22 protein-coding genes and 1 pseudogene are annotated in these 23,104 nt (G+C 73.3%); 17 read left to right on the top strand and 6 right to left on the bottom strand.

The features are described from left to right. Positions 1 to 124 precede the first annotated feature (124 nt). The 6 genes from TR48_RS05315 to TR48_RS38605 all read left to right on the top strand — a co-directional run bounded on the left by TR48_RS05315 (position 125) and on the right by TR48_RS38605 (position 6,257). The gene (locus TR48_RS05315; protein ID WP_042364665.1) at positions 125 to 562 is read left to right on the top strand and encodes a hypothetical protein; all 438 of its coding nucleotides are present in this window, start codon (positions 125 to 127) and stop codon (positions 560 to 562) included. 275 nt (positions 563 to 837) lie between these two features. After that, entirely contained in the window at positions 838 to 1,659 is an 822-nt protein-coding gene (locus tag TR48_RS05310) for a DNA-formamidopyrimidine glycosylase family protein (RefSeq protein ID WP_042364664.1), read from the top strand. A gap of 99 nt (positions 1,660 to 1,758) precedes the next feature. Beyond that, positions 1,759 to 2,502 (top strand): dienelactone hydrolase family protein, encoded by a 744-nt coding sequence (locus TR48_RS05305; protein WP_042364663.1) that lies wholly within the window; start codon positions 1,759 to 1,761, stop codon positions 2,500 to 2,502. A gap of 2 nt (positions 2,503 to 2,504) precedes the next feature. Further along, positions 2,505 to 2,771 carry a DUF6295 family protein gene (locus tag TR48_RS05300; protein WP_042364662.1) on the top strand — a complete coding sequence of 89 codons (267 nt, stop codon included), beginning with the start codon at positions 2,505 to 2,507 and terminating at the stop codon, positions 2,769 to 2,771. A gap of 372 nt (positions 2,772 to 3,143) precedes the next feature. Further along, positions 3,144 to 5,252, top strand: coding sequence for an elongation factor G (gene fusA / locus TR48_RS05295; protein ID WP_439654439.1), 2,109 nt, complete (start codon positions 3,144 to 3,146; stop codon positions 5,250 to 5,252). Positions 5,253 to 5,450: 198 nt separating this feature from the next. After that, entirely contained in the window at positions 5,451 to 6,257 is an 807-nt protein-coding gene (locus TR48_RS38605) for a TrmB family transcriptional regulator (RefSeq protein ID WP_052442408.1), read from the top strand. 67 nt (positions 6,258 to 6,324) lie between these two features. Here the strand turns inward: TR48_RS38605 and TR48_RS05285 are convergent, their stop codons facing one another. Next, positions 6,325 to 7,326 (bottom strand): ADP-ribosylglycohydrolase family protein, encoded by a 1,002-nt coding sequence (locus tag TR48_RS05285; protein ID WP_084728816.1) that lies wholly within the window; start codon positions 7,324 to 7,326, stop codon positions 6,325 to 6,327. A gap of 166 nt (positions 7,327 to 7,492) precedes the next feature. Between TR48_RS05285 and TR48_RS05280 the strand changes: the two genes are divergently transcribed. Beyond that, the gene (locus TR48_RS05280; RefSeq protein WP_042364661.1) at positions 7,493 to 7,750 is read left to right on the top strand and encodes a dsRBD fold-containing protein; all 258 of its coding nucleotides are present in this window, start codon (positions 7,493 to 7,495) and stop codon (positions 7,748 to 7,750) included. 22 nt (positions 7,751 to 7,772) lie between these two features. On the opposite strand, the gene TR48_RS05275 is transcribed toward TR48_RS05280, so the two are convergent. Together TR48_RS05275 and TR48_RS05270 are read right to left on the bottom strand one after the other, a co-directional pair. Continuing rightward, a complete protein-coding gene (locus TR48_RS05275; RefSeq protein ID WP_161789776.1) occupies positions 7,773 to 8,609 on the bottom strand; it encodes a DUF3048 domain-containing protein in 837 nt (278 codons plus the stop codon). A gap of 374 nt (positions 8,610 to 8,983) precedes the next feature. After that, a pseudogene (locus TR48_RS05270) lies at positions 8,984 to 9,616 on the bottom strand (phosphoribosyltransferase); the annotation flags it as partial. A gap of 183 nt (positions 9,617 to 9,799) precedes the next feature. Here TR48_RS05270 and TR48_RS05265 point away from each other — a divergent pair. The 7 genes from TR48_RS05265 (at position 9,800) to TR48_RS05235 (ending at position 18,047) form a co-directional block, all read left to right on the top strand. Continuing rightward, complete coding sequence (locus TR48_RS05265; RefSeq protein ID WP_042364659.1) at positions 9,800 to 10,123, top strand: DUF1330 domain-containing protein; 324 nt, start codon at positions 9,800 to 9,802, stop codon at positions 10,121 to 10,123. Positions 10,124 to 10,200: 77 nt separating this feature from the next. Next, the gene (locus TR48_RS05260) at positions 10,201 to 12,063 is read left to right on the top strand and encodes an ABC transporter ATP-binding protein (protein ID WP_042364722.1); all 1,863 of its coding nucleotides are present in this window, start codon (positions 10,201 to 10,203) and stop codon (positions 12,061 to 12,063) included. Between the two features lie 121 nt (positions 12,064 to 12,184). After that, positions 12,185 to 13,162 (top strand): serine hydrolase, encoded by a 978-nt coding sequence (locus TR48_RS05255; RefSeq protein WP_063770906.1) that lies wholly within the window; start codon positions 12,185 to 12,187, stop codon positions 13,160 to 13,162. Positions 13,163 to 13,443: 281 nt separating this feature from the next. Continuing rightward, entirely contained in the window at positions 13,444 to 15,012 is a 1,569-nt protein-coding gene (locus tag TR48_RS05250) for a Na+/H+ antiporter (protein WP_042364658.1), read from the top strand. Positions 15,013 to 15,168: 156 nt separating this feature from the next. After that, the gene (locus tag TR48_RS05245) at positions 15,169 to 16,071 is read left to right on the top strand and encodes an SIS domain-containing protein (protein ID WP_042364657.1); all 903 of its coding nucleotides are present in this window, start codon (positions 15,169 to 15,171) and stop codon (positions 16,069 to 16,071) included. Beyond that, positions 16,068 to 17,156 (top strand): 1-phosphofructokinase family hexose kinase, encoded by a 1,089-nt coding sequence (locus TR48_RS05240; protein ID WP_042364656.1) that lies wholly within the window; start codon positions 16,068 to 16,070, stop codon positions 17,154 to 17,156. The genes TR48_RS05245 and TR48_RS05240 overlap by 4 nt, the downstream gene beginning before the upstream one ends. Before the next feature lie 66 nt (positions 17,157 to 17,222). Next, entirely contained in the window at positions 17,223 to 18,047 is an 825-nt protein-coding gene (locus TR48_RS05235) for a class II fructose-bisphosphate aldolase (RefSeq protein WP_042364655.1), read from the top strand. Positions 18,048 to 18,190: 143 nt separating this feature from the next. Here the strand turns inward: TR48_RS05235 and TR48_RS05230 are convergent, their stop codons facing one another. After that, positions 18,191 to 18,979 carry a DeoR/GlpR family DNA-binding transcription regulator gene (locus tag TR48_RS05230; RefSeq protein ID WP_042364654.1) on the bottom strand — a complete coding sequence of 263 codons (789 nt, stop codon included), beginning with the start codon at positions 18,977 to 18,979 and terminating at the stop codon, positions 18,191 to 18,193. Between the two features lie 155 nt (positions 18,980 to 19,134). On the opposite strand from TR48_RS05230, the gene TR48_RS05225 reads away from it, so the two are divergent. From TR48_RS05225 to TR48_RS05220, 3 genes are all read left to right on the top strand, one after another. After that, entirely contained in the window at positions 19,135 to 20,385 is a 1,251-nt protein-coding gene (locus tag TR48_RS05225) for a nitric oxide synthase oxygenase (protein ID WP_084728812.1), read from the top strand. 223 nt (positions 20,386 to 20,608) lie between these two features. Then, positions 20,609 to 20,815 (top strand): DUF2306 domain-containing protein, encoded by a 207-nt coding sequence (locus TR48_RS46220; RefSeq protein WP_084728810.1) that lies wholly within the window; start codon positions 20,609 to 20,611, stop codon positions 20,813 to 20,815. A 123-nt stretch (positions 20,816 to 20,938) separates the two neighbouring features. Continuing rightward, positions 20,939 to 21,163, top strand: coding sequence for a hypothetical protein (locus TR48_RS05220; protein ID WP_152627800.1), 225 nt, complete (start codon positions 20,939 to 20,941; stop codon positions 21,161 to 21,163). 54 nt (positions 21,164 to 21,217) lie between these two features. Here TR48_RS05220 and TR48_RS05215 read toward each other — a convergent pair whose 3' ends face one another. Both TR48_RS05215 and TR48_RS05210 read right to left on the bottom strand, forming a co-directional pair. After that, positions 21,218 to 22,132 carry a carbohydrate ABC transporter permease gene (locus tag TR48_RS05215; RefSeq protein WP_152627799.1) on the bottom strand — a complete coding sequence of 305 codons (915 nt, stop codon included), beginning with the start codon at positions 22,130 to 22,132 and terminating at the stop codon, positions 21,218 to 21,220. Next, entirely contained in the window at positions 22,129 to 23,010 is an 882-nt protein-coding gene (locus TR48_RS05210; protein WP_042364718.1) for a carbohydrate ABC transporter permease, read from the bottom strand. Before TR48_RS05210 ends, TR48_RS05215 begins: the two co-directional genes overlap by 4 nt. Between the last annotated feature and the right edge of the window lie 94 nt (positions 23,011 to 23,104).

Genomic DNA, 23,104 nt, shown 5'->3' with positions numbered 1-23,104 from the left:
CTTCGCTCCCCCTCGCGCCCCCCGCCAGAAGCCGCCGCCGGGCGGGTGACCGGGTCTCCCAGGAAAACCACAAGATCGGTGCCTAGCGTGCGGGCAGAACGACGGAACGTGAACGGGAGAGGCCATGACTGTGCTGGAGCGCGACGACGGCGTGGCGACGGAGACCGGGCGGATCGACGGGGCCCTGGAGCTCGGGGACGGCTGGGCGGTTCGCCTCGCCCAGGGCTCGCGCGGTCGTCTCGCGCTCGAGGTCTACGCCGACGACACCCTGCTGGACGTCGTGGTCGAGAGCGCCCTGGCCGCCGAGCTGCTGCGCGGCGCCCGCCGCGCCCCGGCGGGCGTGTCGGTCCTCGCCTGGGGCCTTCTCCCCGCGAACGGCGCCGCTCCCCTGCTCCGCTCCGGCCGCCTCCCGATCACGGTCCCCGCGGACACCCCGGCCCCACGCATCGTGGCCGGCCGCTTCTGGCTCGCCCTGTGGGCCGCGGGCACCGACCGCGTCTCGGCCACGGCCCACTCCGGCGCCGCCTGGGAGGAACTGCGGGTCACCCCGGTCCGCACCTGAGGGTCGATCGGCCGGGTCACCGCAGGTGAAGCCACCTCGTGACGCCTTCGCCCACGCTGGTGAACCCGCAGCTGCGGTAGAGCAGGCCGCCCGAGCGACCGGCCGCCGAGCGCCTTAGCCTGCGCCCGGAACCAGGAAGCCTGCACACGCTCGCGGTCCCCGAGCATCACCCGAGGCACGCTACCGGCGGGCGCCGTCGGAACACGCGCGCGACGGCTGTCGGAGGCGGGTGCGAGGATGGGCGCAGGTGGGGACGAGCAGTGGAGAGGAGCCCGGTGCCCGAGGGTGATTCGGTGTATCGGACGGCGTGGGAGCTGCAGCGGGCGCTGGCCGGGCAGGTGCTGAGCGTGGCCGAGCTGCGGGTGCCGGCGCACGCCACGGCGGATCTGGTGGGGCGCGAGGTCCTGGACGTGACGCCGCGCGGCAAGCATCTGCTGACGCGGATCGAGGGCGGACTGACGCTCCACACGCATCTGCGGATGGAGGGGCGCTGGCAGGTCTTCCGTGCCGGTGAGCGGTGGACCGGCGGGGCGCAGCACCAGATCCGGGCCGTGCTGGGGAACGCCGAGCGGACGGCGGTCGGGTACCGCCTAGGGGTGGTGGAGCTGCTGCCGACGGCCGCCGAGGCGCGGGTGGTCGGGCATCTCGGGCCGGACCTGCTCGGCCCCGACTGGGACGAGGCGGAGGCGCTGCGCCGCCTGGCGGCCGTGCCCGGCCGCGGCATCGGCGAGGCGCTGCTGGACCAGCGCAACCTCGCGGGGATCGGCAACGTGTACGCGAACGAGCTGTGCTTCATGGCCGGGGTCTCCCCGTGGACGCCGGTCGCCGAGGTCGGGGAGCTGCCGCGGGTGCTGCGCGCCGCGCACCACCTGCTGCTGGCGAACAAGCTCCGGCACGGCCACGTCACGACGGGCGACGGCCGGCGCGACCGCCAGCACTGGGTCTACGGCCGTCCGCACCGGCCCTGCCGCCGCTGCGGCGCGCCGGTGCGCCAGTCGCGCCTGGGAGCGCCCCCGCAGGACCGCGTCGTGTACTGGTGCCCCCGCTGCCAGCCCGGCCCGACCCCGCGGGACGCGCCTGCGGGCCGCCGGGCCTGACGCCCGATCGAGCGGCGGCCGGCTGCCGGAACGGCCCCGGTCCGGCGGGCGTGCGTTCGGCGGAAGGGACGCTCAGCCGTGCGTGATATAGCTGGCGGCATGTACGAATCCATGATCGCAACGCTGGTCCGCATCCCGGGCCACGCCGGTGACGAGATCGAGGCCTACGTGGCCCGCCCCGAGGCGGAGTTCCGTCGCGGCGGGGTCGTCGTCATCCACCACATGCCCGGCTGGGACCGCGGCTCGAAGGAGATCACCCGCCGGTTCGCCGAGCTGGGCTACGACGCCGTCTGCCCGAACCTGTACACGCGTGAGGCCCCGGGCGCGTCCCCGGACGACGCGGCCGCGGTCGCGCGCGCCCAGGGCGGCGTGCCGGACGAGCGCCTGATCGGCGACGTCGCCGCGGCGGCCGCGTACCTGCGGGCGCTGCCGACCTCGAACGGCAAGGTCGGCGTGATCGGCTACTGCTCGGGCGGACGCCAGTCCGTCCTCGCAGCCTGCAACACCGACGTCGACGCCGCCGTGGACTGCTACGGCGCGTTCGTCACCGGTGAGGTGCCGACGGAGTTCCCGCTCAAGATCACGAACCTGGTCGACCAACTGCCGAACCTGCGCGCACCGCTGCTCGGCCTGTTCGGCGCGGAGGACCGCTACCCGAGCCCGGACCAGGTGGACGAGCTCGAGCGGATCCTGACCGCCGAGGGCAAGCCGTTCGAGTTCCACCGCTACGAGGGCGCGGGGCACGCGTTCTTCGCCAACGAGCGCCCGAGCTACAACGTGGCGGCGGCGAACGACGGTTGGGAGCGCATCGAGCGGTTCTTCGGCACCCACCTGGGAGCCTGACCATGTGCACCTACACGACGGTGCACGCCGACATGGACGGCAGCGCCAAGGGGCCGGGCAGCGCCTGGTTCCACGCCGGCCGCGCGACGGTGTACTTCGACCACCCCGTGCACGCCATGGCGGAGCACACGCTCAACATCGACCTCACCGACCCGGACGGCGACCCGGCCCGCCGGGTCGCGCTGGAGCTGACCGCGGAGTCGGCGCGGGCGCTGGTCGCCGCGATCCAGGAGGCGCTGGCCGCCGTCCCGGACGAACTGAAGCTCTGAGAACGGAAATTGAGGTGCGGGACGAGTCGGCGCGCTGACAGACTCGTCTCGTACCGAGCGCCCCACCAGTAACGGGGCGCACCGATCCACTGACTGACCAACTGACTGTTCGACTGTTCGACCGATCGACGAACCGAGGGGAGCCGGGCCATGCGTGACCACAACGCCGCTGTCGCGGCTCCCCTGTCGCGGTTCGAGGTGATCCTGGTGTCCCGGGCCCTCCGGTGCCGGCTGCGCGGCCGGAACCGGACTGCCGCGGTGCGCGCCTGACGTCGCGGAGCCCTTCGGCTCCCTCGTAGGACACTGAACTCTCGCGCCGCCGCGGGGTAATCGCGCCTTCCTTGCCGGGATCACCCTGAAAGGCCTTCGGCCGTGCGTACCATCCCTCCCTTCATCAGCCCTGCCCTGCCCGCCGTCGCGGACGCCGTCCTGGCGCGTGTCCGGAACCTGGGCATCCTCGCGCATGTCGACGCCGGGAAGACGACCGTCACCGAGCGGATCCTCTTCGCCACCGGCGCCACGCACAAGCGCGGCGAGGTCCACGACGGCACCACCGTCACCGACTTCGACCCGCAGGAACGCGACCGCGGCATCACGATCTTCGCCGCGGCCGTCAGCTGCGAGTGGGGCGGGCACCGGATCAACCTGATCGACACCCCCGGCCACGTCGACTTCGCCGACGAGGTCGAGCGCGCCCTGCGCGTGCTCGACGGAGCGGTCGCCGTCTTCGACGCGGTGGCGGGCGTCGAGCCGCAGAGCGAGGCGGTGTGGCGCCAGGCGGACCGGCACTGCGTGCCACGTCTCGCCTTCGTGAACAAACTCGACCGCGCCGGGGCGGACCTGGACGCGGCCGTGGCCTCGATCCGGTCCCGGCTGCACACGGCACCGCTCGTGGTGCAGCTGCCGATCGGCGCGGAGGAGCACTTCACCGGCGTCGTGGACCTGGTCGCGCTGCGCGCGCTGACCTGGCCCGACGCGGCGTCGGGGGTGCACGTGGAGGAGATCCCGCACGCGTTGCGGGACGAGGCGCTGCACCGGCGCCGACTGCTGGAAGAGGCGGTCGCGGAGCTGCATCCGCGGGCGCTGGACGAGTTCTGCGCCGACGGCCGGCTGGGCGACCAGTCGCTGGCCGCGGCGCTCCGAGACCTGACCCGCACCGGAGAGGGGGTGGTGGTGCTATGTGGATCCGCCTATCGCAATCGTGGGATCGAGCCGCTGCTGGACGCGGTGGTCTCGTACCTGCCTTCGCCGCTGGACGTCCCTCCGGCGAGGGGGATGTCGGTCCCGACGTCTCGTGACGGCGTCGCCCGCGCCGAGGTCGAGCGCGCCGCCGACCCCGCAGCGCCGCTGGCGGCCCTGGTCTTCAAGGTCGCCCAGGCGCCGACCGGGCGGCTGACCTTCCTGCGCCTGTACGCGGGAACGCTCCGCAAGGGCGACCCGGTCCTGGACGCCGGGACCGGTCGCACCGAGCGGGTCGGCCGCATCCTGCGGGTGCAGGCGGACCGGCACGCGGACGTCGACACGGCCGTGGCCGGCGACATCGTCGCCGTGATCGGGCCCAAGACGGCCCGTGCCGGTGCGACGCTGTGCGCGCCGGGCGCGCCGCTGCTGCTGGAACCGCCGGGGACGGCGGAGCCGGTGGTGTCGGTCGCGGTCGAGGCCGTGCGCGGCACGGACTCCGCGCGTCTGACGGGCCTGCTGGCCCGGCTGGCCGAGGAGGACCCGTCGCTGTCAGTGCGGACCGATCCGGAGACGGGTCAGACCCTGCTGTCCGGCATGGGCGAGCTGCATCTGGAGGTGGCGGTGGAGAAGCTGCGCCGCGCCGACGGGCTGGAGCTGCGGGTCGGCCGTCCGCAGGTCGGCTACCGCGAGACGGTGCTGCGCGGGGTGTCGGGTGTGCTGTTCCGTCACGTCAAGCAGGACGGCGGCTCGGGCCAGTTCGCCCAGGTCGTGCTCGACGTCGAGCCGCTGACGGCGGCGCCCGGAACGGGCGGCGGGGGCGAGGAGTTCGTGTTCGCCTCCACCGTCACCGGCGGCCGGGTGCCGCAGGAGTGGATCCGCGCGGTCGAGGCGGGCTGCCGGGACGCGCTCGTCGAGGGCCCGCTCGGCGGGCACCGAGTGACAGGCGTCAAGGTGACGCTCACGGACGGGGCGACGCACGTGAAGGACTCCTCGGACCTGGCCTTCCGCACGGCGGGCCGACTGGCGCTGCGTCAGGCGCTGCGCTCCTGTGCGATGGTGCTGCTGGAGCCGGTGGCGGAGGTCGCGGTGACGGTGCCGGAGGAGGCCGTGGGCTCGGTCCTGGGCGACCTCGCGGCGCGTCGCGGCCGGATCACCGACCAGACGACACGCGGCGCGACCAGCACCCTCTGCGCGACGGTGCCGCTCGCGGAGCTGTTCGGCTACGCGACCCGGCTGCGCAGCCGGACGCAGGGGCGGGGGACGTTCACCGCGCGTCCGGCGGGGTTCGCCCCGGTGTAGTCCGCCGCGTCCGCGGAGGCTTTCGAGCGCAACTCGAGAACCGCCGACCCGCGGGCACCGGATGATGCATGATCGTCATCTGGTGGACGCCTGCGCGCAAGTGGCCCGTCCCCCAGTGCGGGAACAGGCCACTTGCGCGATCAGTAGTTGAAGCATCACTGCTCGCAACCAGGGCCATCCCTCTGATATGAGTGGTGCATGACACCGGCAGCATGTTTTAGCGAACGGGCGCTCGAAACCCTCGGACTGACGTCGTACTCCTCGCGCGCCTATGTCGCTCTGGCCCGGCTCCCCCAGGCGACGGCCCCCGATCTGGCCGACGCCACCCGCGTTCCGCGCCAGCGCATCTACGACGTTCTCGGCTCGCTGATCGACCAGGGGCTCGTCGCGAAGACCCCCGGCAAACCCGCCGCCTACCGGGCGGTCGACCCGGCCAACGCCGCGGCCGCCCTGATGCGCCTCCACCGCGACAGCCTGGCCCGGCTCGAGGTCGTCGCGACCGACCTGGTCGCCGAGCTGCGCACCGACTGGCTGACCGCGCGCAACGGCCACCGGCCCTGCACCCGGCGCCTGGAGCGCAGCGGCGTCGCGCGCATGGACCACTGGCGCGAGTACGCCCAGCACTCGGTGCTGGCCACCGCCCGGCCACCGTTCGACGGCCTGGGCGACGAGGGCTGGGTCCACCGCGTCCAGACCATCACCCGCGGCGGCGGCACCGTGCGCTGCGTCTACCACGCCGATCTGCTGAGCAACCCTCAACTGGTGGCGCGGGCCGAGCGGTTCGCCGCGGCGGGCGAGGAGGCGCGGGTGACGGCGGCGGTGGAGACCCGCATGATCCTCACCGACCGCGAACGCGCGCTGCTGACGCTCCCCTCGGCCGACCCGGACCCGAGGGCGCTGCCAGGGCCCGTACTGATGGTCGACGACGCGCACACGGTGGCGGAGCTCGAGGAGAACTTCGACCGGCTCTGGGCCCGGGCGACACCCTTCACCTCGGCGGCGTGACGACCACGCCCCAGCGCTCGTACCAGGGCACCCGCGCCCGAGAGGGAACGAACCCTCACGCTCAAGCTCAGCTTGACAGTTGCTGCCCCACCGCCGTCGAGGCGGCAGCCTGACCCACCCACTCCGGCAGCGGCTCACGGCGTGACATCCACTCCGCTGGGACCGCGTCGAGACCGGTCCGCGCGGCGACCACCCCACCCGTGATCGCGCAGGTCGTGTCGACATCCCCGAGCCCGGCCGCCGTGGACCACAGGGCGCCGGGAAGGTCGTCCAGGTGGTGCGCCGCCGACCACAGCGCGAACGGCACGGTGTCGCTCGCGCGCAGCCCCTGTCCGCTGCCGAGCACGTCCGCCGCCTGCCACGCCTCCACCCCGGGCGCGAGGCCGGCGGCACACAGCAACCCCTCGCGGACCGCGCCCTCCGGCGTCACCTCCACGACCTGCGCCAGCAGTTCGGCGGAGGCCGGAGCCTCGGCGCCGCGACTCGCGGCGGCCAGCGCCGAGGCCGCCGCGACCGCGACGGCGCCCGCGACGGCCTCCGGGTGCGCGTGGGTGACCTGGGCGGAGAACGCGGCCTGGGCGACGGCCTCGTCCAGGTCGTCGCCGAACCAGGCCCCCAGCGGCGCGACCCGCATCGCCGCGCCGTTGCCGAGACTGCCCTCGCCCCGGAAGAGGGTCCGGCTCTCCGTCCGCCAGTCGGCGGGGCGGTCGGCGAGGACCGGCAGCAGCGCGCGCATGCCGCGGCCGTAGCCGCGGGCAGGGTCGGCGAGGAAGGTCGCCCCGAAGGACAGCGCCAGGTCCTCCTGGTGCACCGCGTCCTGGAAGACCAGCACACGCGTCAGCGCCAGCGCCATCGCGGTGTCGTCCGTCCAGTGCCAGGGCGACTCGGGCGGGGCGATCCGGTCCCGGATCTGCGCGGCGGCCTCCTGGGGCGAGCGGAACAGGCCGAACCAGCGCTCACCGAAGGAGTCGCCGAGCGCGAGACCCTCCAGCGAGTCGTGCGCGGCGACGGGGAGGGGGAACGGGATCGGCGTCGGGGTCGAGGGCCGGCTCGGCGGCGTGGAGGACATGCGGCCATGCTGGCACCCGCGGGCGGTCGCCCGCACCGGAGTTACCGCCCCGCTCGGCACCCGGGGCCGGCTGTCCGCCCTCGGCTCCCCGGCCCGGCGGCCGTTGGAGTGGACGGTTGGGCACAGGCGTGGCGCACTGGTGGGAGAGGCAGGAACGGGTGATCTCATGAAGACCAAGCACTGGACCGTCGCCGTGACCATCGACGAGGACGACGCTCGCACCGAGGCGCGTGCCGTGATGACGGACGCGGGCGCGCCGATGGCGACCGGGCGCGGGGTGGCGCGCCGCAACCCCGCCGACCGCTCGGTGCCGGACATCGGCGACGAGCTCGCGGTCAGCCGCGCGCTGGAGGACCTCTCGCAGCGGCTGCACGACATGGCCTCGCACGACTTCGCCTATCTCGCCGGTCCGGCCGCGAGGTAGCGGTCGGCCGACCGGTCCGGCGTCAGGGCTGGAGGACGATCCAGCTGCGGCCCGGGGCCAGGTTCATCGGCTGGCCGCCCACGGTGTAGCTGGTGGGCGCGTTGTCGTTCGGCTTGGACCACTGGCCGTGCCAGACCTTGCCGTCCCGGTAGAAGTCCGCGCTGCCCGAACCGGTGGTCTGGGAGAAGACCTCGTTGTCGGCGTGCCCGGCGTTGTGGTCGGTGTACTTGCCCTGGACGACGTGGACGTGCTGGATGATCACGTTGTCGGCGTTCGCCTGCCCGGCGTCGATCGTGTTGAGGGCGTGCCCGTCCACCGTGACCAGCCACTTCGCGCCCGAGGCGGTGAAGGTGAAGGCTGCGGCCGGCATCTTGGCGTGGGCCGTCGACGCGGCCGCGCCGCCGGCGGGCTCGGGGCCGAAGCGGAAGCCGACGTCCTTGGTCTGCGCGAGGTCGGGGAAGGCTGCGAAGATCTGGTCGGTGTGGACGTAGGTCGGCGAGCTGCCGCCGTTGCTGAACAGGTTGTTGTGCTGGATGGGGTTGATGGTCTGCAGGTTGGCCGCGGCCAGGTCGGGCTTGAGGCCGGATATCGCGCCCGAGTAGACGAGGCCGACGCGCCCGTAGGGGGCCAGCAGCGGGATGTCCGTCTGCCGTGCGCTGCGGACCGGACCCACGCGCACGGGAGGATTGCTGTTGTCGAAGACGACGAGGTAGCGGCTGAGCCCGCCCTCGACCTGGATCACGTAGACGAGGTCGGCGGAGTTGAGCCCGGCCTGCTGGAACTGCGCGTCGCCGACGTTGTCGATCTTCACCGCGATCACGTGCCCGCCGGGCTTCCCCTGGCCGGTCAGCGGGTTCACCGTCGGCGTGGGGGACGGTGAGGGTCGTGGCGGCAGCGAGGGCGACGAGGCGGTCGGCGAGGGAGGCGGGGGCGGGGGGCTGCCTCCGCCCCCGGCCACCGCGAACCAGATCCCCGCTCCGACGACGGCGGCCCCGGCGACCACAGCCACGATCCTGCCCCGCCTGATGCCCCCGGGCCGTCTGTTGCCCCCCGGACTCGCCCCCGTGCCCGGGCTCTGTTCGTCCGCCATCTGCGCTCACCGTCCTCGGATCGCGAACAGGCGTATTCCACCACCATGCGCCTGTCGCGCCCCGCCGAAAAGCCGGGGGGCACAACGCGGCCAACTTCTCAGAAAGCGCAGCTACCGACGGGGCTCCCGGCGCGGTCTCAGCGGGACGCCGCCCGCTCCAGGCAGTCCAGCACCTCGGCGTCGGAGGTCTGCTCGAAGTCGTCGTAGAACTGGCCGATGGCCGCGAACCACACCGGGGTGTCGACGACGACCACCTCGTCGACGAGCCCCCGGAACTCCGACGAGATCCCGTGGGGTGCGACGGGCACCGCGAGGACGACCCGCGCCGCGCCCTGGGCGCGGACGATCCGACAGGCGGCCTTCGCCGTCGACCCGGTGGCGATGCCGTCGTCGACCACGACGGCGGTCCGTCCCGAGACGTCGACCGGCGGCCGCTCGCCGCGGTAGCGGCGCACCCGGCGCTCCAACTCGGCGCGCTCCTCGCGCTCGACGCGCCCTATCGCCTCCTCGCCGGCCCCGGCCATGCCGATCACCTCGTCGTTCAGCACCCGCACGCCGCCCTCGCCGATCGCGCCCATGCCGAGTTCGGGCTGGTAGGGAACGCCGAGCTTGCGCACCACGACGACATCCAGCGGGGATCCGAGCGCCGCCGCGACCTCCGCCGCCACGGGCACGCCCCCGCGCGGCAGCCCGAGCACGACCACGTCCTCGCCGCGCAGATGCTCCAGGCGCGCGGCGAGCCTCCTCCCCGCCTGCCGGCGATCCGTGAAGACCATGACGCCGCTCCGGGTCGGCTCGCTTGCCCTCCCTACCAGCGTAGATCGCTCGCCATGGACCTGACCCGGGCGATCTCGCCGACCGGGCCGAGTACCTAAGCGCGACGGATTCGGCGCCCGGCCGTCTCCGGGAGGGTGGAGTCATCGAAGCAGGAGCACCGCAGAGCGCTGAGGAGCAGCGAGATGACCGCCTACGCCATGGCCCACGTCCACTCCGTCGAGTTCGGCCCGGACATCGTCGCGTACCTCGAGCGGATCGACGCCACGCTCGACCCGTTCGGGGGCCGGTTCCTGATCCACGGCAACTCCGCCGAGGCGAGGGAGGGCAGCTGGGCCGGTGACCTGATCCTGATCGAGTTCCCCGACATCGAGCGGGCGCGGACCTGGTACGACTCCCCGGCCTACCGGGACATCCTGGAGCTGCGCACGCGGCACATGGTTGCGGACGTGATCCTTATCCCCGGGGTGCCGGAGGGATACCGGGGCGCGGACAGCCTGCGGCACTGACCGCCACCGAAGGGGCACGGGATGTAGTGAGCAAAGCTCACTATTAGCGTTGGCAATAATGAGCTATGCTCGATGGCATGAAACCTCCGGTTCCCGACTGGACTCCCCCGCCGCGCGATCCCGATGCGCCGAAGCCTCCCCGGCAGCTGCGGCGCATCCTGCGGCTGTTCCGCGCCTACCGGGGGCGGCTCGCCGTGGTCGCGGTGCTGGTGGGCCTGTCGTCCCTGGTGTCGGTCGCCTCGCCGTTCCTGCTGCGGGCGGTCCTGGACGTGGCGATCCCCGAGCGGCGCACGGGCCTGCTCGCGATCCTCGCGGTCGGGATGATCGCGGTGGCCGTGGCCAACTCCGTGTTCAACGTCTGGCAGACCTACCTGTCCACCAGCGTCGGCCAGCACGTGATGCACGACCTGCGCACCGCCGTCTACGCGCACCTGCAGCGGATGCCGCTGGCGTTCTTCACCCGCACCCGCACCGGCGAGGTGCAGTCGCGGATCGCCAACGACATCGGCGGCATGCAGGCGACGGTGACCTCCACGGCCACCTCGCTGGTCTCCAACTCGACCTCCGTCGTGGCGACGGTGGTCGCCATGGCGGCGCTGGACTGGCAGCTGACGATCGTCTCGCTCTGCCTGCTGCCCGCGTTCGTCTGGATCAGCCGCCGGGTCGGCAACGAGCGGCGACGGATAGCGGGCGAGCGCCAGCGCAAGCTCGCCTCCATCTCCTCGATCATGCAGGAGTCGCTTTCGGTCTCCGGCATCCTGCTGGGCCGCACCATGGGACGCTCCCGCGCCCTCAGCGACGACTTCGCCCGCGAGTCGGCCTCGCTGGCCGACCTCGAGGTGCGCGCCGACATGGCCGGGCGCTGGCGGCAGTCGACGATCCAGATCGTCATGGCCGCGATGCCGGCCGTCATCTACTGGGCCGCCGGCATCGCCGGCGCCCACGGCGCTTCGATCTCGCTGGGCACGCTGGTCGCGTTCACCTCGCTGCAGCAGAGCCTGTTCCGCCCGACCGTCTCGCTGCTGCAGGTCGGCGTCGCGGTACAGGTCTCGCTGGCGCTGTTCCAGCGCATCTTCGAGTACCTGGACCTGGTGCCGGACATCACCGAGAGTCCGGACGCGGTCAGTCCGGCCGGACGCGCCCGCGGCGAGGTCCGCTTCGAGAACGTGGGCTTCCGCTACGAGAGCCGCCAGGAGCGCCCGACACTGGAGGACGTCGACCTGACGGTCCCGCCCGGCGGCAGCCTCGCCGTGGTCGGCGAGACCGGCTCCGGCAAGACGACGCTCAGCTACCTGGTGCCGCGTCTGTACGACGTGACCCAGGGCCGGGTCACCATCGACGGGACGGACGTGCGCGACCTCAGCTTCGCCGCGCTCGCGGACGCGGTCGGCGTGGTCTCGCAGGAGACGTACCTCTTCCACGCGTCCGTCGCGGAGAACCTCCGTTTCGCCAAGCCGGACGCGACCGACGCGGAGCTGGAGGCCGCCGCCCGCGCCGCGCAGATCCACGACCACATCGCCTCACTGCCGGACGGCTACGCGACGCTGGTCGGCGAGCGCGGCTACCGCTTCTCCGGCGGCGAGAAGCAGCGGCTCGCCATCGCCCGCACGATCCTGCGCGACCCGCCGGTCCTGGTCCTGGACGAGGCGACGAGCGCACTGGACACCCAGACCGAGCAGGCCGTCCAGCAGGCGCTGGACCACCTCACCGCCGGCCGGACCACCATCACCATCGCGCACCGGCTCTCCACCGTCCGCGACGCGGACGAGATCGTCGTGCTGGACGCGGGACGGATCGTCGAACGCGGCACGCACGAGAAGCTGTTGGCCCTCGGCGGCCACTACGCGGCCCTGGTGGCCCGCGACGGGAGCGGTCCGGCCGACCAGGAGCAGAAGGAGCCCCTCACGGACCGTCGGTCCGAGCGCGAACTGATCACCTGATCGTTACCCTTTTGGCGGAACCCGATCCGACTTTCGGAAAGTCTGCAGTGCAGACGAGTCGTCAACTCGCACACTCGTCTAGCACAAGCGACCGTATCCGACGTCGGAAGGATCCATTTCGGTGGCATCATCCTTCAAGGCGCGCGCCCAGCGCGCGCTGGCCGGGGGGCTCGGCGCCGTCGCCGTCGCCACCCTGGTCCCGCTGGGCCTCGCCCAGCCGGCCGCCGCGGCGACCACCCCCGTCTGCATCTCCACCAGCCATCCCTCGCTGGCCGCCAAGCTGTCGCGTGACATCACGTCAGCACTGCGCGGCCGCACGGACACCTACGCGCTCGACGTGTGGGATCCGCACACGGGGGTGTCCTGCGCCCTGCACTCCTCCTACCACTTCGACTCCGCGAGCGTCGTCAAGGCGGCGATCATGGGAACGGTGCTGTGGAAGGAGAAGGGCAAGTACCTCAACTCGTACGAGCTCGACAACCTGTATCCGATGATCCGGAACTCGGACAACCAGGCCGCCACCAACCTGTGGAACTACCTGGGCCGCGCCGAGATCTACGCCTTCCTCCGGAAGGTCGGCATGACCCACACCGTGCTCGGCGAGGGCCCCTACTGGGGTCTGACCCAGATCACCGCGCACGACGAGATGAAGCTGCTGGACGCCCTGACGGACCGCACCGACGTGCTCACCCCGAACGGGAAGGCCTTCGCGCAGAGCCTGATGGCGAGCGTGGAGAGCGACCAGCGCTGGGGCACCCCGTACGGGACCCCGAAGGGCGTCACCGCGCACGTCAAGAACGGCTGGCTGCCGCGGGCCACGCTCGGCTGGCGGGTGAACAGCCTGGGCATCTTCAACGGCTCCGGCCGTGACTACCGCATGGTCGTGCTGACCGACAACCAGTCGACCATGGAGTACGGCATCACGACCATCGAGCGCGTGGCGCTCCAGGTCCACCACGACCTGGGCTCCATCTCCAGCACCGCCGGCGGCGCGCCGTCGCCGCGCGCGCTGCAGGAGCCGCTGGCGCAGCCGGGCTCCGACGCGCCGCGCGTCGCGACCGGCGACGGCTCGGCGCCGTACGGATCGGTCAAGGGCTGACCGACCCCGCCGCTCCGCCCGGCGGACTCCCCGCAGTCCGTCACGACCGCCCCCGGCGCCCCGCGCGCCGGGGGCGGCTCGCGTCCCGACTCCCACCAGCACTCTCACCCGTTCGGGCTTGCGTTCGACCACTCCGCCTTGACAGGATCTTTACGGAGTCCGTGCGCGCCCGCGCGTGCCGGACCCGCGCGAGGTGAGCCGGGAAGCCTGGTCGGCGAGCCGGGGCCGAAACGCCCCGGGACCCGTCCGTGGCCGCACGAGAGACCGGAAGCCCCGCGCCGATGACCGATCTGACCGCCGTTCTGCTCCTGGTGGGCCTGGCGACCCTGGTGGCCACCGGGGCCCGGCGGTGGAGCCTGCCCGCACCCTCGCTGCTCGTGGTCGCCGGCGTCGTGATCGGCGTGATGCCCTTCACCCCGGATCTGCACGTGCCGCCGCAGGTCATCAGCATCGGCGTGCTACCGCCGCTGCTCTACGCCTCCGCGGAGGAGATATCCCTGCGCGAGCTGCGGCTCGTCTGGCGGCCGGTGGCCGTGCTCGCCTTCGGGCTGGTGCTCGCCTCGGCCGCGGCCGTCGGCCTGCTCGCGGGGGCGCTCACGCCGCTCTCCGGGCCCATGGCCTTCGTCCTCGGCGCGGTGCTGGCCAGCACCGACCCCGTCGCGGTGACCGCGCTGGGACGCAGGCTCTCGTTGCCGCCGCGGATCCAGGTCATGGTGCAGGCGGAGAGCCTGTTCAACGACGCGACCAGCCTTGTGCTGTTCAAGGTCGCCGTAGGGACGGCGGTCGCGGCCGGGTCCTTCTCCCTGCCGCGCGCGGCAGGCGAGTTCGTGCTGCTCGGCGGCGGCGGGGCGGTGGTCGGGTGGCTCGTCGCGCTCGCGGTCGCGCAGATCCGCAAGCGCACCGAGGACCCGGTGCTGGAGACGGTGATCGCGTTGGTCACCCCGTACGCCGCCTACGTCCTGGCCGAGGACGCGCACACCTCCGGCGTCACCGCCGTCGTGGTCGCGGGCGTGACGCTGGGCTCGATGGGCCACCGGCTGACCGGCGCCCGGATCCGGCTGCAGGTGCACGCCGTCTACCAGACCGTCGTCTTCCTGCTGGAGAGCGTCGTCTTCGCCGTCATCGGCCTCGAACTGCCCTCCCTGATCCACGGTCTGGGCGCGGACGCGAAGACGTGGCCGCTCGACGTCCTGGCCATCGCGGCGCTGCTGATCGCCACCCGGATGCTCTGGGTCTTCCCGATGTCCGCGGCAATGCAGCGCAGGCGCGGTGCGGCGACGGTCTCCTGGCGGGTGCCGGCCGTCATCTCCTGGGCCGGGACGCGCGGCGTCATGCCGCTGGCGGCGGCGCTGTCGATCCCGCTGCTCGCGGACGACGGGCGACCGCTGCCGCACCGTTCGCTGGTGCTGGTGCTGACCACGGGCGTGGTGGTGCTGACGCTGGTGCTCCAGGGCTTCACGCTCGCCCCGGTCGTGCGCGCCTCCGGCATCGCGTTGGAGCCGGCGGCGACCGCCCGGGAGGAGGCCGAGGCGCGCGACCGCCTCGCCCGCGCGGGCCTGGCCCGGCTGGAGCAGGTCGCGGACGTCGAGGCCGCGCCGCAGGTCGTCGTCGAGCAGTTGCGTCGCAGCCTCCAGGCACGCCTGGACCACGCGCGAGCGCAGCTCGACGAGGAGGTCGACCCCGACTCCACGCTCATGTCCGCGCACCGCGACCTGCGCCACGAGCTGATCCGCGCCGAGTCGGCGGAGCTGGCACGCCTGTACGAGGAGCGCCGCATCACCGACGGGACCCGGCGGCGGCTCCAGCGCGCGCTCGACCTCGAGGAGACCGGGCTCGTCGAGGAGGAGTAGCCGCCTCACCCCGCAGACGCAGCGCCTCGTCCGGCTTTCGCCGGGCGGGGCGTTTCGCTTTCCGGCGTGGCTCGCTATGCTCGGACTTGTTCATCTGTACGCTCAAGTGAGCATTAGTGCGCACGTGCGCAACTGAATCGAGAGAAGGTGCCGCCGGTGACCGCCGCCTCGCAGACCTCGTCGGAAATCGAGTCCCAGCCCGCGTGCTGGCAGCGCGCGCTGGACCTGCTGCCGTCGGTCTCCGCCCTGCTGCCGCGCCCCGGCGAGCGTGTCGCCGTCGTCGGCTGCGGCACCTCGTGGTTCATGGCCCAGGCCTACGCCGCGCTGCGCGAGGGCGCGGGCGTCGGCGAGACGGACGCGTTCGCCGCGTCCGAGGCCCCGCTGGGCGACGGCTTCACCCGCCGCTACGACCGCGTGCTCGCGCTCACCCGCTCCGGCACGACCACGGAGGTGCTCAGCCTGCTGGACGGCGTGCGCGGAAAGGTCGCCACGACCGCGATCACCGCGGACCCGGCCACGCCCGTCGCCGACCTCGCCGAGGACCTCGTCGTCCTCGAGTGGGCCGACGAGCGCTCCGTCGTGCAGACCCGCTTCCCCACTTCGCAGCTGGTGCTGCTCCGCGCCCACCTCGGCGAGTCCGTCGCCCACCTGCCCGCGCAGGCCCAGCAGGCGCTGGAGGCCGAGCTCGCGCCCGAGCTGGTCGACGCCGAGCAGATCTCCTTCCTCGGCCGTGGCTGGAGCTACGGCGTGGCGCGCGAGGCCGCACTCAAGGTCCGCGAGACCGCGGCGTGGTGGACCGAGTCCTACCCCGCGATGGAGTACCGCCACGGCCCGATCAGCGTCGCCCGCCCCGGCCGCGCGGTCTGGAGCCTCGGCGCGCTCCCGGACGGCCTCGCCGAGCAGGTCCGGGCGACCGGCGCGCATCTGGTGACGGCCCGTCACGACCCGCTGGCGGAGCTCGTCAAGGTGCAGCGGCTCGGCGTCGCGCTGGCCGCGCGCCTCGGCCGGGACGTGGACAACCCGCAGCACCTGACGCGTTCGGTGGTGCTCTCCGCGTGATCGTCACCGTCACCCTGAACGCCGCCCTCGACGTCACCTACGTCGTCGCGGGCGGCGTGCGCCCCGGCGCGACCCACCGCGTCGGCTCCGTCGCCGCGCGGGCGGGCGGCAAGGGCGTCAACACCGCGCGCGTGCTGGCCTCGCAGGGCGAGCCCGTCCTCGCCCTGGGCTTCGCGGGCGGCGCGTCCGGCGCGGAGCTGCGGGAGGAGCTGGACGACGCCGGCGTCCCGCACCGCCTCACCGCGATCGCGGGCGCGACCCGCCGTACGGTCGCGGTCGTGGACGCCACGGCGGACGGCACGGCGACGGGCGGGGTGACGGGCTTCTGGGAGCCGGGGCCCCAGGTCACCGCGGCGGAGTGGACCCGCTTCCTGGCCGACTTCCGTGCGGCGCTGCCCGCCGCACGGGCGGTCGTCCTCTCCGGCAGCCTCCCCCCGGGCGTCCCCCGCGACGCCTACGCCGAACTGGTCCACCTCGCCTCCGACGCCGGCGTCCCCACCCTCGTCGACGCCGACGCGGACGCGCTCCGCGAAGCGCTCCGCGCCCGCCCGACCCTGGTCAAACCCAACGCGGAGGAGGCCCTCCGCGCTCTGGGCCCGCAACAGGCCCTCGACGCACCCACCGCCGACCGCGAGGCCGTCACCGCCCGGCCGACCCGACAGCCACCCGGCCCCGGCCCCGACGGACCCCCGCCCTCCGACGCCCCAGCGCCCCCGAGGAGCACCAGGGGGATGCGGGCGGACACGCCGGAAGCGCTGCCCGCCTCCCTCGCGCGGCGGCTGGTCTCCGCCGGGGCCGGGGCCGCGGTGGTGTCCGCCGGGGCGGAGGGGTTGGTGGCGTGGTGGGGCGGGCGGCTGCTCGCCGTCGCGCCGCCACGGGTGGTGGTCGGGAACCCGACCGGAGCCGGGGACGCCGCCTCCGCGGCGCTCGCGGTCGCGCTCGCGCGGGGCCTGCCGCCCGAGGACGCGCTGCGGCGCGCCGTCGCGCTGTCCGCGGCCGCCGTCGCCGCTCCCCTCGCGGGGGACGTCGACCCCGACGTGCTCGCCGAGCTGGAGCCACGCGTCGCCGTTCGCGACGCCACCTGACCGCGACCTGACCGCGAACCGACCGCGAACCTGATCCACCGACACCGAACCCTGGAGCCACCCGCCGTGCCTCTCGTGCCCCTCCCCCACCTGCTGGCCGACCGGCCGGTCTTCGCCTTCAACGTCATCCAGATCGAGCACGCCGAGGCGATCCTCGCGGGCGCGGAGCAGGCCAAGGCGGCCGTCGTGCTGCAGATCAGCGAGAACGCCGTGCGCTACCACGGCGCGCTGGCGCCGCTCGCCGCCGCGTCGCGGCTCGCCGCGGAGCGCAGCGGGGCCCGCGCCGCGCTGCACCTGGACCACGCGACCGAGCCGCGCCTGATCCACGAGGCCGCCGACTGCGGCTTCGGCTCGGTGATGTACGACGGCTCGACGCTGCCGTGGGCGGAGAACCTCAGGACGACCGCCGAGATCGCCGCCTGGTGCCACGCCAACGGGCTGGCGATCGAGGCGGAGCTGGGCGAGGTCGGCGGCAAGGACGGCGCGCACGCGCCGGGCGTGCGCACCGACCCCGCCGAGGCGGCCGAGTTCGTCGCCCGCACCGGAGTGGACGCGCTGGCCGTCGCGGTCGGCAGCGAGCACGCGATGACCGCCCGCACCGCCTCGCTCGACCTGGACCTGATCACCCGTCTGCGCGACGCCGTCCCGGTGCCGCTGGTCCTGCACGGCAGCTCGGGCGTGCCGGACGCGACGCTGGTCGCTGCCGTGGGGGCGGGGATGCGCAAGATAAACGTCTCCACCCACCTCAACCGCCTCTTCACCGAGGCGGTCCGCGACGCCCTCGCCTCCGACCCGACGCTCGTCGACCCGCGCAAGTGGCTCGCCCCGGGCCGGACCGCCGTCGCCGACGAGGTCGCCCGCCTGCTCGGCCTACTGACCGCCGCCGCCTGACGGCCCGTCCCGGCGCTCCCGGCTGCTCCTCGGCTCGAACCCGCCGACGAGCAGCCGGACCGCGCAGGGCGCGGCCCAGGCGGCCGCGCACCGGAGCAGCACCGTGCCCACCGCGGAGGCCGCGCACGCAATCAGGCTCCGCCTCAGGTCGTGTCGCCGTCGACGCCCCGGACACGGACGTCCGCCGCGGCCAGGGCGGCGTGCTCCGGTTCGGCCGGCGCCGCGTCCGTGACGAGGGTGTCGATCTCCTCCAGGGGGCAGATGGAGGCGAAGGTGGCCCGGCCGAGCTTGCTGGCGTCGGCAAGGACGACGCGGTGGGCGGCGACGCGCAGGAAGGAGCGGTCGGTGTGGGCCTCCATCTCGTCGTGGGTGGTGCAGCCCGCCGCCGCGCTGAGGCCGTCGACGCCGATGAAGGCGAAGTCGAGGCGGTAGCGGGCGAGGTGCTGGTCGGCAGCCGGGCCGACCAGCTCGTAGCTGGCGCTGCGGGCCTGACCGCCGATCACGACGAGGCGGATCTCGGGGCGCACGATCAGATCCGCCGCGATGTTGACCGCGTTGGTGACCACCGTCAGGCTCCCCTGGCCGCCGCCGACGCGCTCGGCCAGGACGTGCGCGAGCTCGCTGACCGTGCTGCCGCCGGTCAGGCCGACGACCGCGCCGTCGGGGACCAGCTCGGCCGCCGCCTCGGCGATGCGCCGCTTCTCCTCCTGCCTGCGGCCCGCACGGTGACGCAGCGGCAGCTCCAGGTTGACCGTGCCGGTGACCGCGCCGCCGTGGGTGCGCCGCAGCAGGCCCTGCTCGTCGAGCGCCTGCAGGTCGCGGCGGATGGTGGCGCCGGAGACGTCGAGCAGCTCCGCGAGCTGGTGCACGTCGGCACTCCCGGCGCGGGCGACGTGGTCGAGGATGCGGGCGAAGCGGTCGGCCTTGAGCATGCGGCGAGTCTACGGATTCCGGTCCCTGGCTGGTCGGACGGCCGCGAACTCGTTCGATCGGGCGCGAGCATAGCCGCACCCTCGACCGCCTGTCCCCCGAATCCGGCACTCTGCGTGCAGGGCTCACACCTACGGTACCCATGGTGCGGGGAGGGATGTCCTTGCTGTTCACTCGTCTCACTCGCCATCGCAAGCAGCTGCCGCCGACCCAGGCCGCGCCCCACGCACCCGCGCCGCGCGGTTGTCCGGTGGCCCACCAGCCCCCGCCCGAGCCGTCACGCCCGGCGACACCCGACTCACCGACACCGGGGCCGCCGCCGCTCGGCCCGCCGCCACCGCTGCTCCTCGCTGCCGAGGAGTTCGTCCGCCGCTTCGCCGCCGAGTCGGCGCAGCCGCTCGACGTGGAGGCCCGGCTCGGCGAGATCCGTGCGGAGTTGACCGCGCACGGCACCTACACGCACACCCCGCAGGAGCTGGCCTTCGGCGCACGCGTCGCCTGGCGCAACGCGTCACGCTGCATCGGGCGGCTGTACTGGCGCAGCCTCGTCGTCCGCGACCTGCGGCACCTGCGCCGCCCGGACGACGTCGCCGAGCAGTGCTTCGAGCATCTGCGCGTGGCGGCCAACGGGGGCCGGATCCGGCCCGTCGTCAGCATCCTCGGTCCCGACCTGCCGGGCCGGCCGGCTCCGCGGCTGCTCAATGAGCAACTGGTGCGGTACGCGTGCGACCCGCGCAGCGCGGAGCGGGCGGCGCTGGCCCGCGAGCTCGGCTGGAAGGGCGGCGAGGGCCCCTTCGAGACGCTGCCGCTGCTGGTGCAGTCCTCGCCCGAGCGGCCTCCGGACTGCTACGAGCTGCCCGACGACGCCGTCCACGAGGTGCGGCTCACGCATCCGACCGAGCCGGGCTTCGCGGACCTCGGGCTGCGCTGGTACTCCGTCCCGGCGGTGTGCGACATGACGCTGGAGATCGGCGGGATCCAGTACCCCTGCTCGCCGTTCAACGGCTGGTACATGGGCACCGAGATCGGCTCGCGCAACCTCGCCGACCGCGACCGCTACGACCGGCTGCGCGCGGTCGCCGAGGTCTTCGACCTGGACACCTCCAGCGAGCGGACACTGTGGCGGGACCGCGCGCTGGTCGAGCTGAACGCGGCGGTGCTGCACTCCTTCGCCCGGGCGGGCGTCACCGTGGCCGACCACCACACCGAGTCGCAGCGCTTCGTCACGCACGTCGAGCGCGAGCAGCGGCACGGCCGCGCGGTGCCGACGGACTGGTCGTGGATCGTGCCGCCGCTCTCCGGGGGCGCGACGGCGGTGTTCCACCGCTACTACGACCCGCCCGACCCGCACGCCCGCCCCGCGTTCCTGCGCCGCGACGGCGCCTGGGGCGAACCTCACGGCGACTGACCGGTCCCGGGCCGTCCACCGCGTCCGCGACGGCCGTGCCGCTCACGGAACCAGGCGTTGGCGGCCGGCTGGAACATCAGCGCGACCGCACCGGGCACGCAGACCACGTGCACGGTGCGGCTGCCGCCGAAGAGCAGTTCGATGGGGCTGGACTTGGTGAGCGCGGAGGCGGCGCGGTGGCAGCCGGGATCGGCGGCCTGCTGCGGTCGCCGAAGGGGCTGTACTGGCCGGTGGCGCCGCTCGGGTTCGCCGGACGGGCGACGGCGCTGCGGCCGCGTCCGGCCGGGCGTTCGCGGCGATCCGCCGCGGGGCGGTCGCCGAGCACCGGATCTGGATGGTGCGGTCCTACGCCCTGATCTTCGCGGCGGTCACCTTCCGCCTCCGGCCGGCGGTCCTCGCGGGCTTCGGCCTCCCCTTCGACCGGGCGTAGCTGAGCGGAGCGTGGCTCTCCTGGCCGATCGACCTGCCGGTCGCCCAGCGGCTGCTCGTTCGGACCGGGTCCCGCCGCCCGGCTCGGTAGCGGGGGCGATCCCCCGGTGGGACCATCGGTGACATGGGCGAATGGCAGTATCCAGGACCGCCCGGCGTCAACGTGATGGTCTGCGGCGGGTGCGGTGCGGTGACGGAGTGGACCCCCTGGGGGCGCTGCTCGTGGGAGTGCTACGAGCAGCCAAGGGAGACGCCCGACGAGCAGCTCGCGGCCAATGAGGACGCCCCGAGGGCGTTCGCGTACTTCACCGGGCGCAAGGCGCTGGGGGGCGAGCAGGACGGCGGGTGAGCGCGCCGAAGCCGGGGGATGTCGCAGGAATCCCCCGGCTCTCGGGCGTCCGCCTCAGCCCTTGGTCGCGCCCAGGGTCAGACCCGCGATGAAGTGGCGCTGCAGGATGAAGAAGAGGATCACGGTCGGCAGGGCGACCAGCACGGATCCCGCCGCCAGCAGGTTGTAGTCCTGGAAGTACTGTCCCTTCAGGTTGTTGAGCGCGCTGGTGACCGGCATCTTGTCGCCCGAGGACATCAGCACCAGCGCCCACAGGAAGTCGTTGTAGATCCAGGCGAACTCCAGCGTGGCCAGGGCCGCGAGGGCCGGACGGCACAGCGGCAGCGTGATCCGCCAGAACTGGGTCCACACGCCCGCGCCGTCGACGATCGCCGCCTCGCGCAGCTCCTCGGGCAACGCCTTCATGAAGTTGGTCATCACGAAGACGCAGAAACCGGTCTGGAAGGCGATGTGGATGGCGATGACCCCCCAGTACGAGTCGTACATCGTCAGCGAGTCCGACATCCAGTACGGCAGCGGGATCCGGGTGAACAGCTCGTACACCGGGGTCACCATGACCTGCGGGGGAAGCAGGTTGCCGGCGGTGAACAGGATCAGGATGAAGAACCCGCCGCGGATGCGGACCCGGGCGATGCAGAACGCGACGAAGGACGCGAAGAACAGCGTCAGCAGCACGGCCGGGACCGCGATGAGCAGCGTGTTCAGGAAGTGCTGCGCCATCCCCGACTGGGTGAACGCCTCGCGGTAGTAGGCGAAGCTGAGGTGGTGCGGCCAGGAGAAGTAGCCGTATTTCGCCGTCTCCTGGTACGGCCGCAGCGAGGCGTAGACGGCGAGCAGCAGCGGCGCCAGCCACAGCAGCGAGACGGCCGCGAGGAAGACGTGCAGGCCGACGCGGCGCGAGGCCACGGCCGCACGGGGGTCTTTCGCGCCGGTGGCCTTCGGCGCGGGGCCGGCGGCGATCGCGGTCACGTTTTCTCCTCACGCAGTTCGGTCATGCAGTAGGCGACGATGCAGCCGACGGAGATCAGCAGCAGCACGACCGCGATGGCGGAGCCGAAGCCGATGCGGCTGGCCTCGCCGATGATGTTGTCGGTGATGAGCACGCTGAGCAGTTCCAAGCCGTTGGTGCCGCCGTTGATCGCGTAGACGATGTCGAAGGCGCGCAGCGCCTCGATCACCGTGATCACGCCGACGATGATGTTGACCGGCCGCATCACCGGGAAGACGACGCGGAAGAAGGTCTGCCGCGCGTTGGCGCCGTCGATGGCGGCGGCCTCCTTGAGCGACGGGTCCACGCCCTTGAGGCCGGCCAGGTAGAGCACCATGACGTAACCGGCGTGGCGCCACCCGGCCATGACCAGCACGACCCAGATGTTGATGTGCGGGTCGCCGATCCAGTCGACGGGGTGCTGGCCCTGGCCGGTGGCGCCGAGCAGGGTGTTGAGGATGCCGTCGTCGCGGGCGAAGATCAGCTGCGAGATGAAGCCGATCACCGCGAGCGAGAGCACGACGGGCAGGTAGAGCGCGCTCTGGTAGAAGCGCCCGAACCGGACCTTGCGGTCCAGCAGCACCGCGAAGAGCAGGCCGAGCGGGGTGGCGACCAGCGCCAGGAAGCCGAGCCAGAGCAGGTTGTGCCAGATCGCGGTCGCGAACGGCGGGTAGTTGGTGAACAGTTCCTTGTAGTTGTCGATCCCGATGAACTTGGCCGAGCCGATCCCGTCCCAGTTGGTGAAGGACAGGCCGATCGAGGCGAGCGTGGTCGCCCACACCAGCACGAAGGTGAACAGCAGCGGCAGGCCGAGCAGCACGGTGATGACGAGGCGGTCGCGCGTGGTCAGCCGGCGAATCCTGCGCCGTCCGGCGCGCGGGCGCCGCCGCCCCTGCTCGGGGGCGGCGGCGGGCGCGACGGCGGCGGGCGCGCCGGCGGTCACGGCGGGGTTT

The sequence above is a fragment of the Streptacidiphilus neutrinimicus genome, from assembly GCF_000787815.1.
Taxonomy (GTDB): Bacteria; Actinomycetota; Actinomycetes; order Streptomycetales; family Streptomycetaceae; genus Streptacidiphilus; species Streptacidiphilus neutrinimicus.
Note: the sequence above shows the minus strand (reverse complement) of the source record. Positions and strands in the feature narration are given on the sequence as shown.

Bases quoted from the DNA above. Each gene is read 5' to 3' on its own strand.
- TR48_RS05225 (WP_084728812.1), top strand. From the start codon at position 19,135: ATGTCCTTGCTGTTCACTCGTCTCACTCGCCATCGCAAGCAGCTGCCG.
- TR48_RS05280 (WP_042364661.1), top strand. From the start codon at position 7,493: ATGAAGACCAAGCACTGGACCGTCGCCGTGACCATCGACGAGGACGAC.
- TR48_RS38605 (WP_052442408.1), top strand. From the start codon at position 5,451: ATGACACCGGCAGCATGTTTTAGCGAACGGGCGCTCGAAACCCTCGGA.
- TR48_RS05260 (WP_042364722.1), top strand. From the start codon at position 10,201: ATGAAACCTCCGGTTCCCGACTGGACTCCCCCGCCGCGCGATCCCGAT.
- TR48_RS05230 (WP_042364654.1), bottom strand. From the start codon at position 18,979: ATGCTCAAGGCCGACCGCTTCGCCCGCATCCTCGACCACGTCGCCCGC.
- TR48_RS05315 (WP_042364665.1), top strand. From the start codon at position 125: ATGACTGTGCTGGAGCGCGACGACGGCGTGGCGACGGAGACCGGGCGG.
- TR48_RS05285 (WP_084728816.1), bottom strand. From the start codon at position 7,326: ATGTCCTCCACGCCGCCGAGCCGGCCCTCGACCCCGACGCCGATCCCG.
- TR48_RS05265 (WP_042364659.1), top strand. From the start codon at position 9,800: ATGACCGCCTACGCCATGGCCCACGTCCACTCCGTCGAGTTCGGCCCG.
- TR48_RS05220 (WP_152627800.1), top strand. From the start codon at position 20,939: ATGGGCGAATGGCAGTATCCAGGACCGCCCGGCGTCAACGTGATGGTC.
- TR48_RS05305 (WP_042364663.1), top strand. From the start codon at position 1,759: ATGTACGAATCCATGATCGCAACGCTGGTCCGCATCCCGGGCCACGCC.
- TR48_RS05250 (WP_042364658.1), top strand. From the start codon at position 13,444: ATGACCGATCTGACCGCCGTTCTGCTCCTGGTGGGCCTGGCGACCCTG.
- TR48_RS05300 (WP_042364662.1), top strand. From the start codon at position 2,505: ATGTGCACCTACACGACGGTGCACGCCGACATGGACGGCAGCGCCAAG.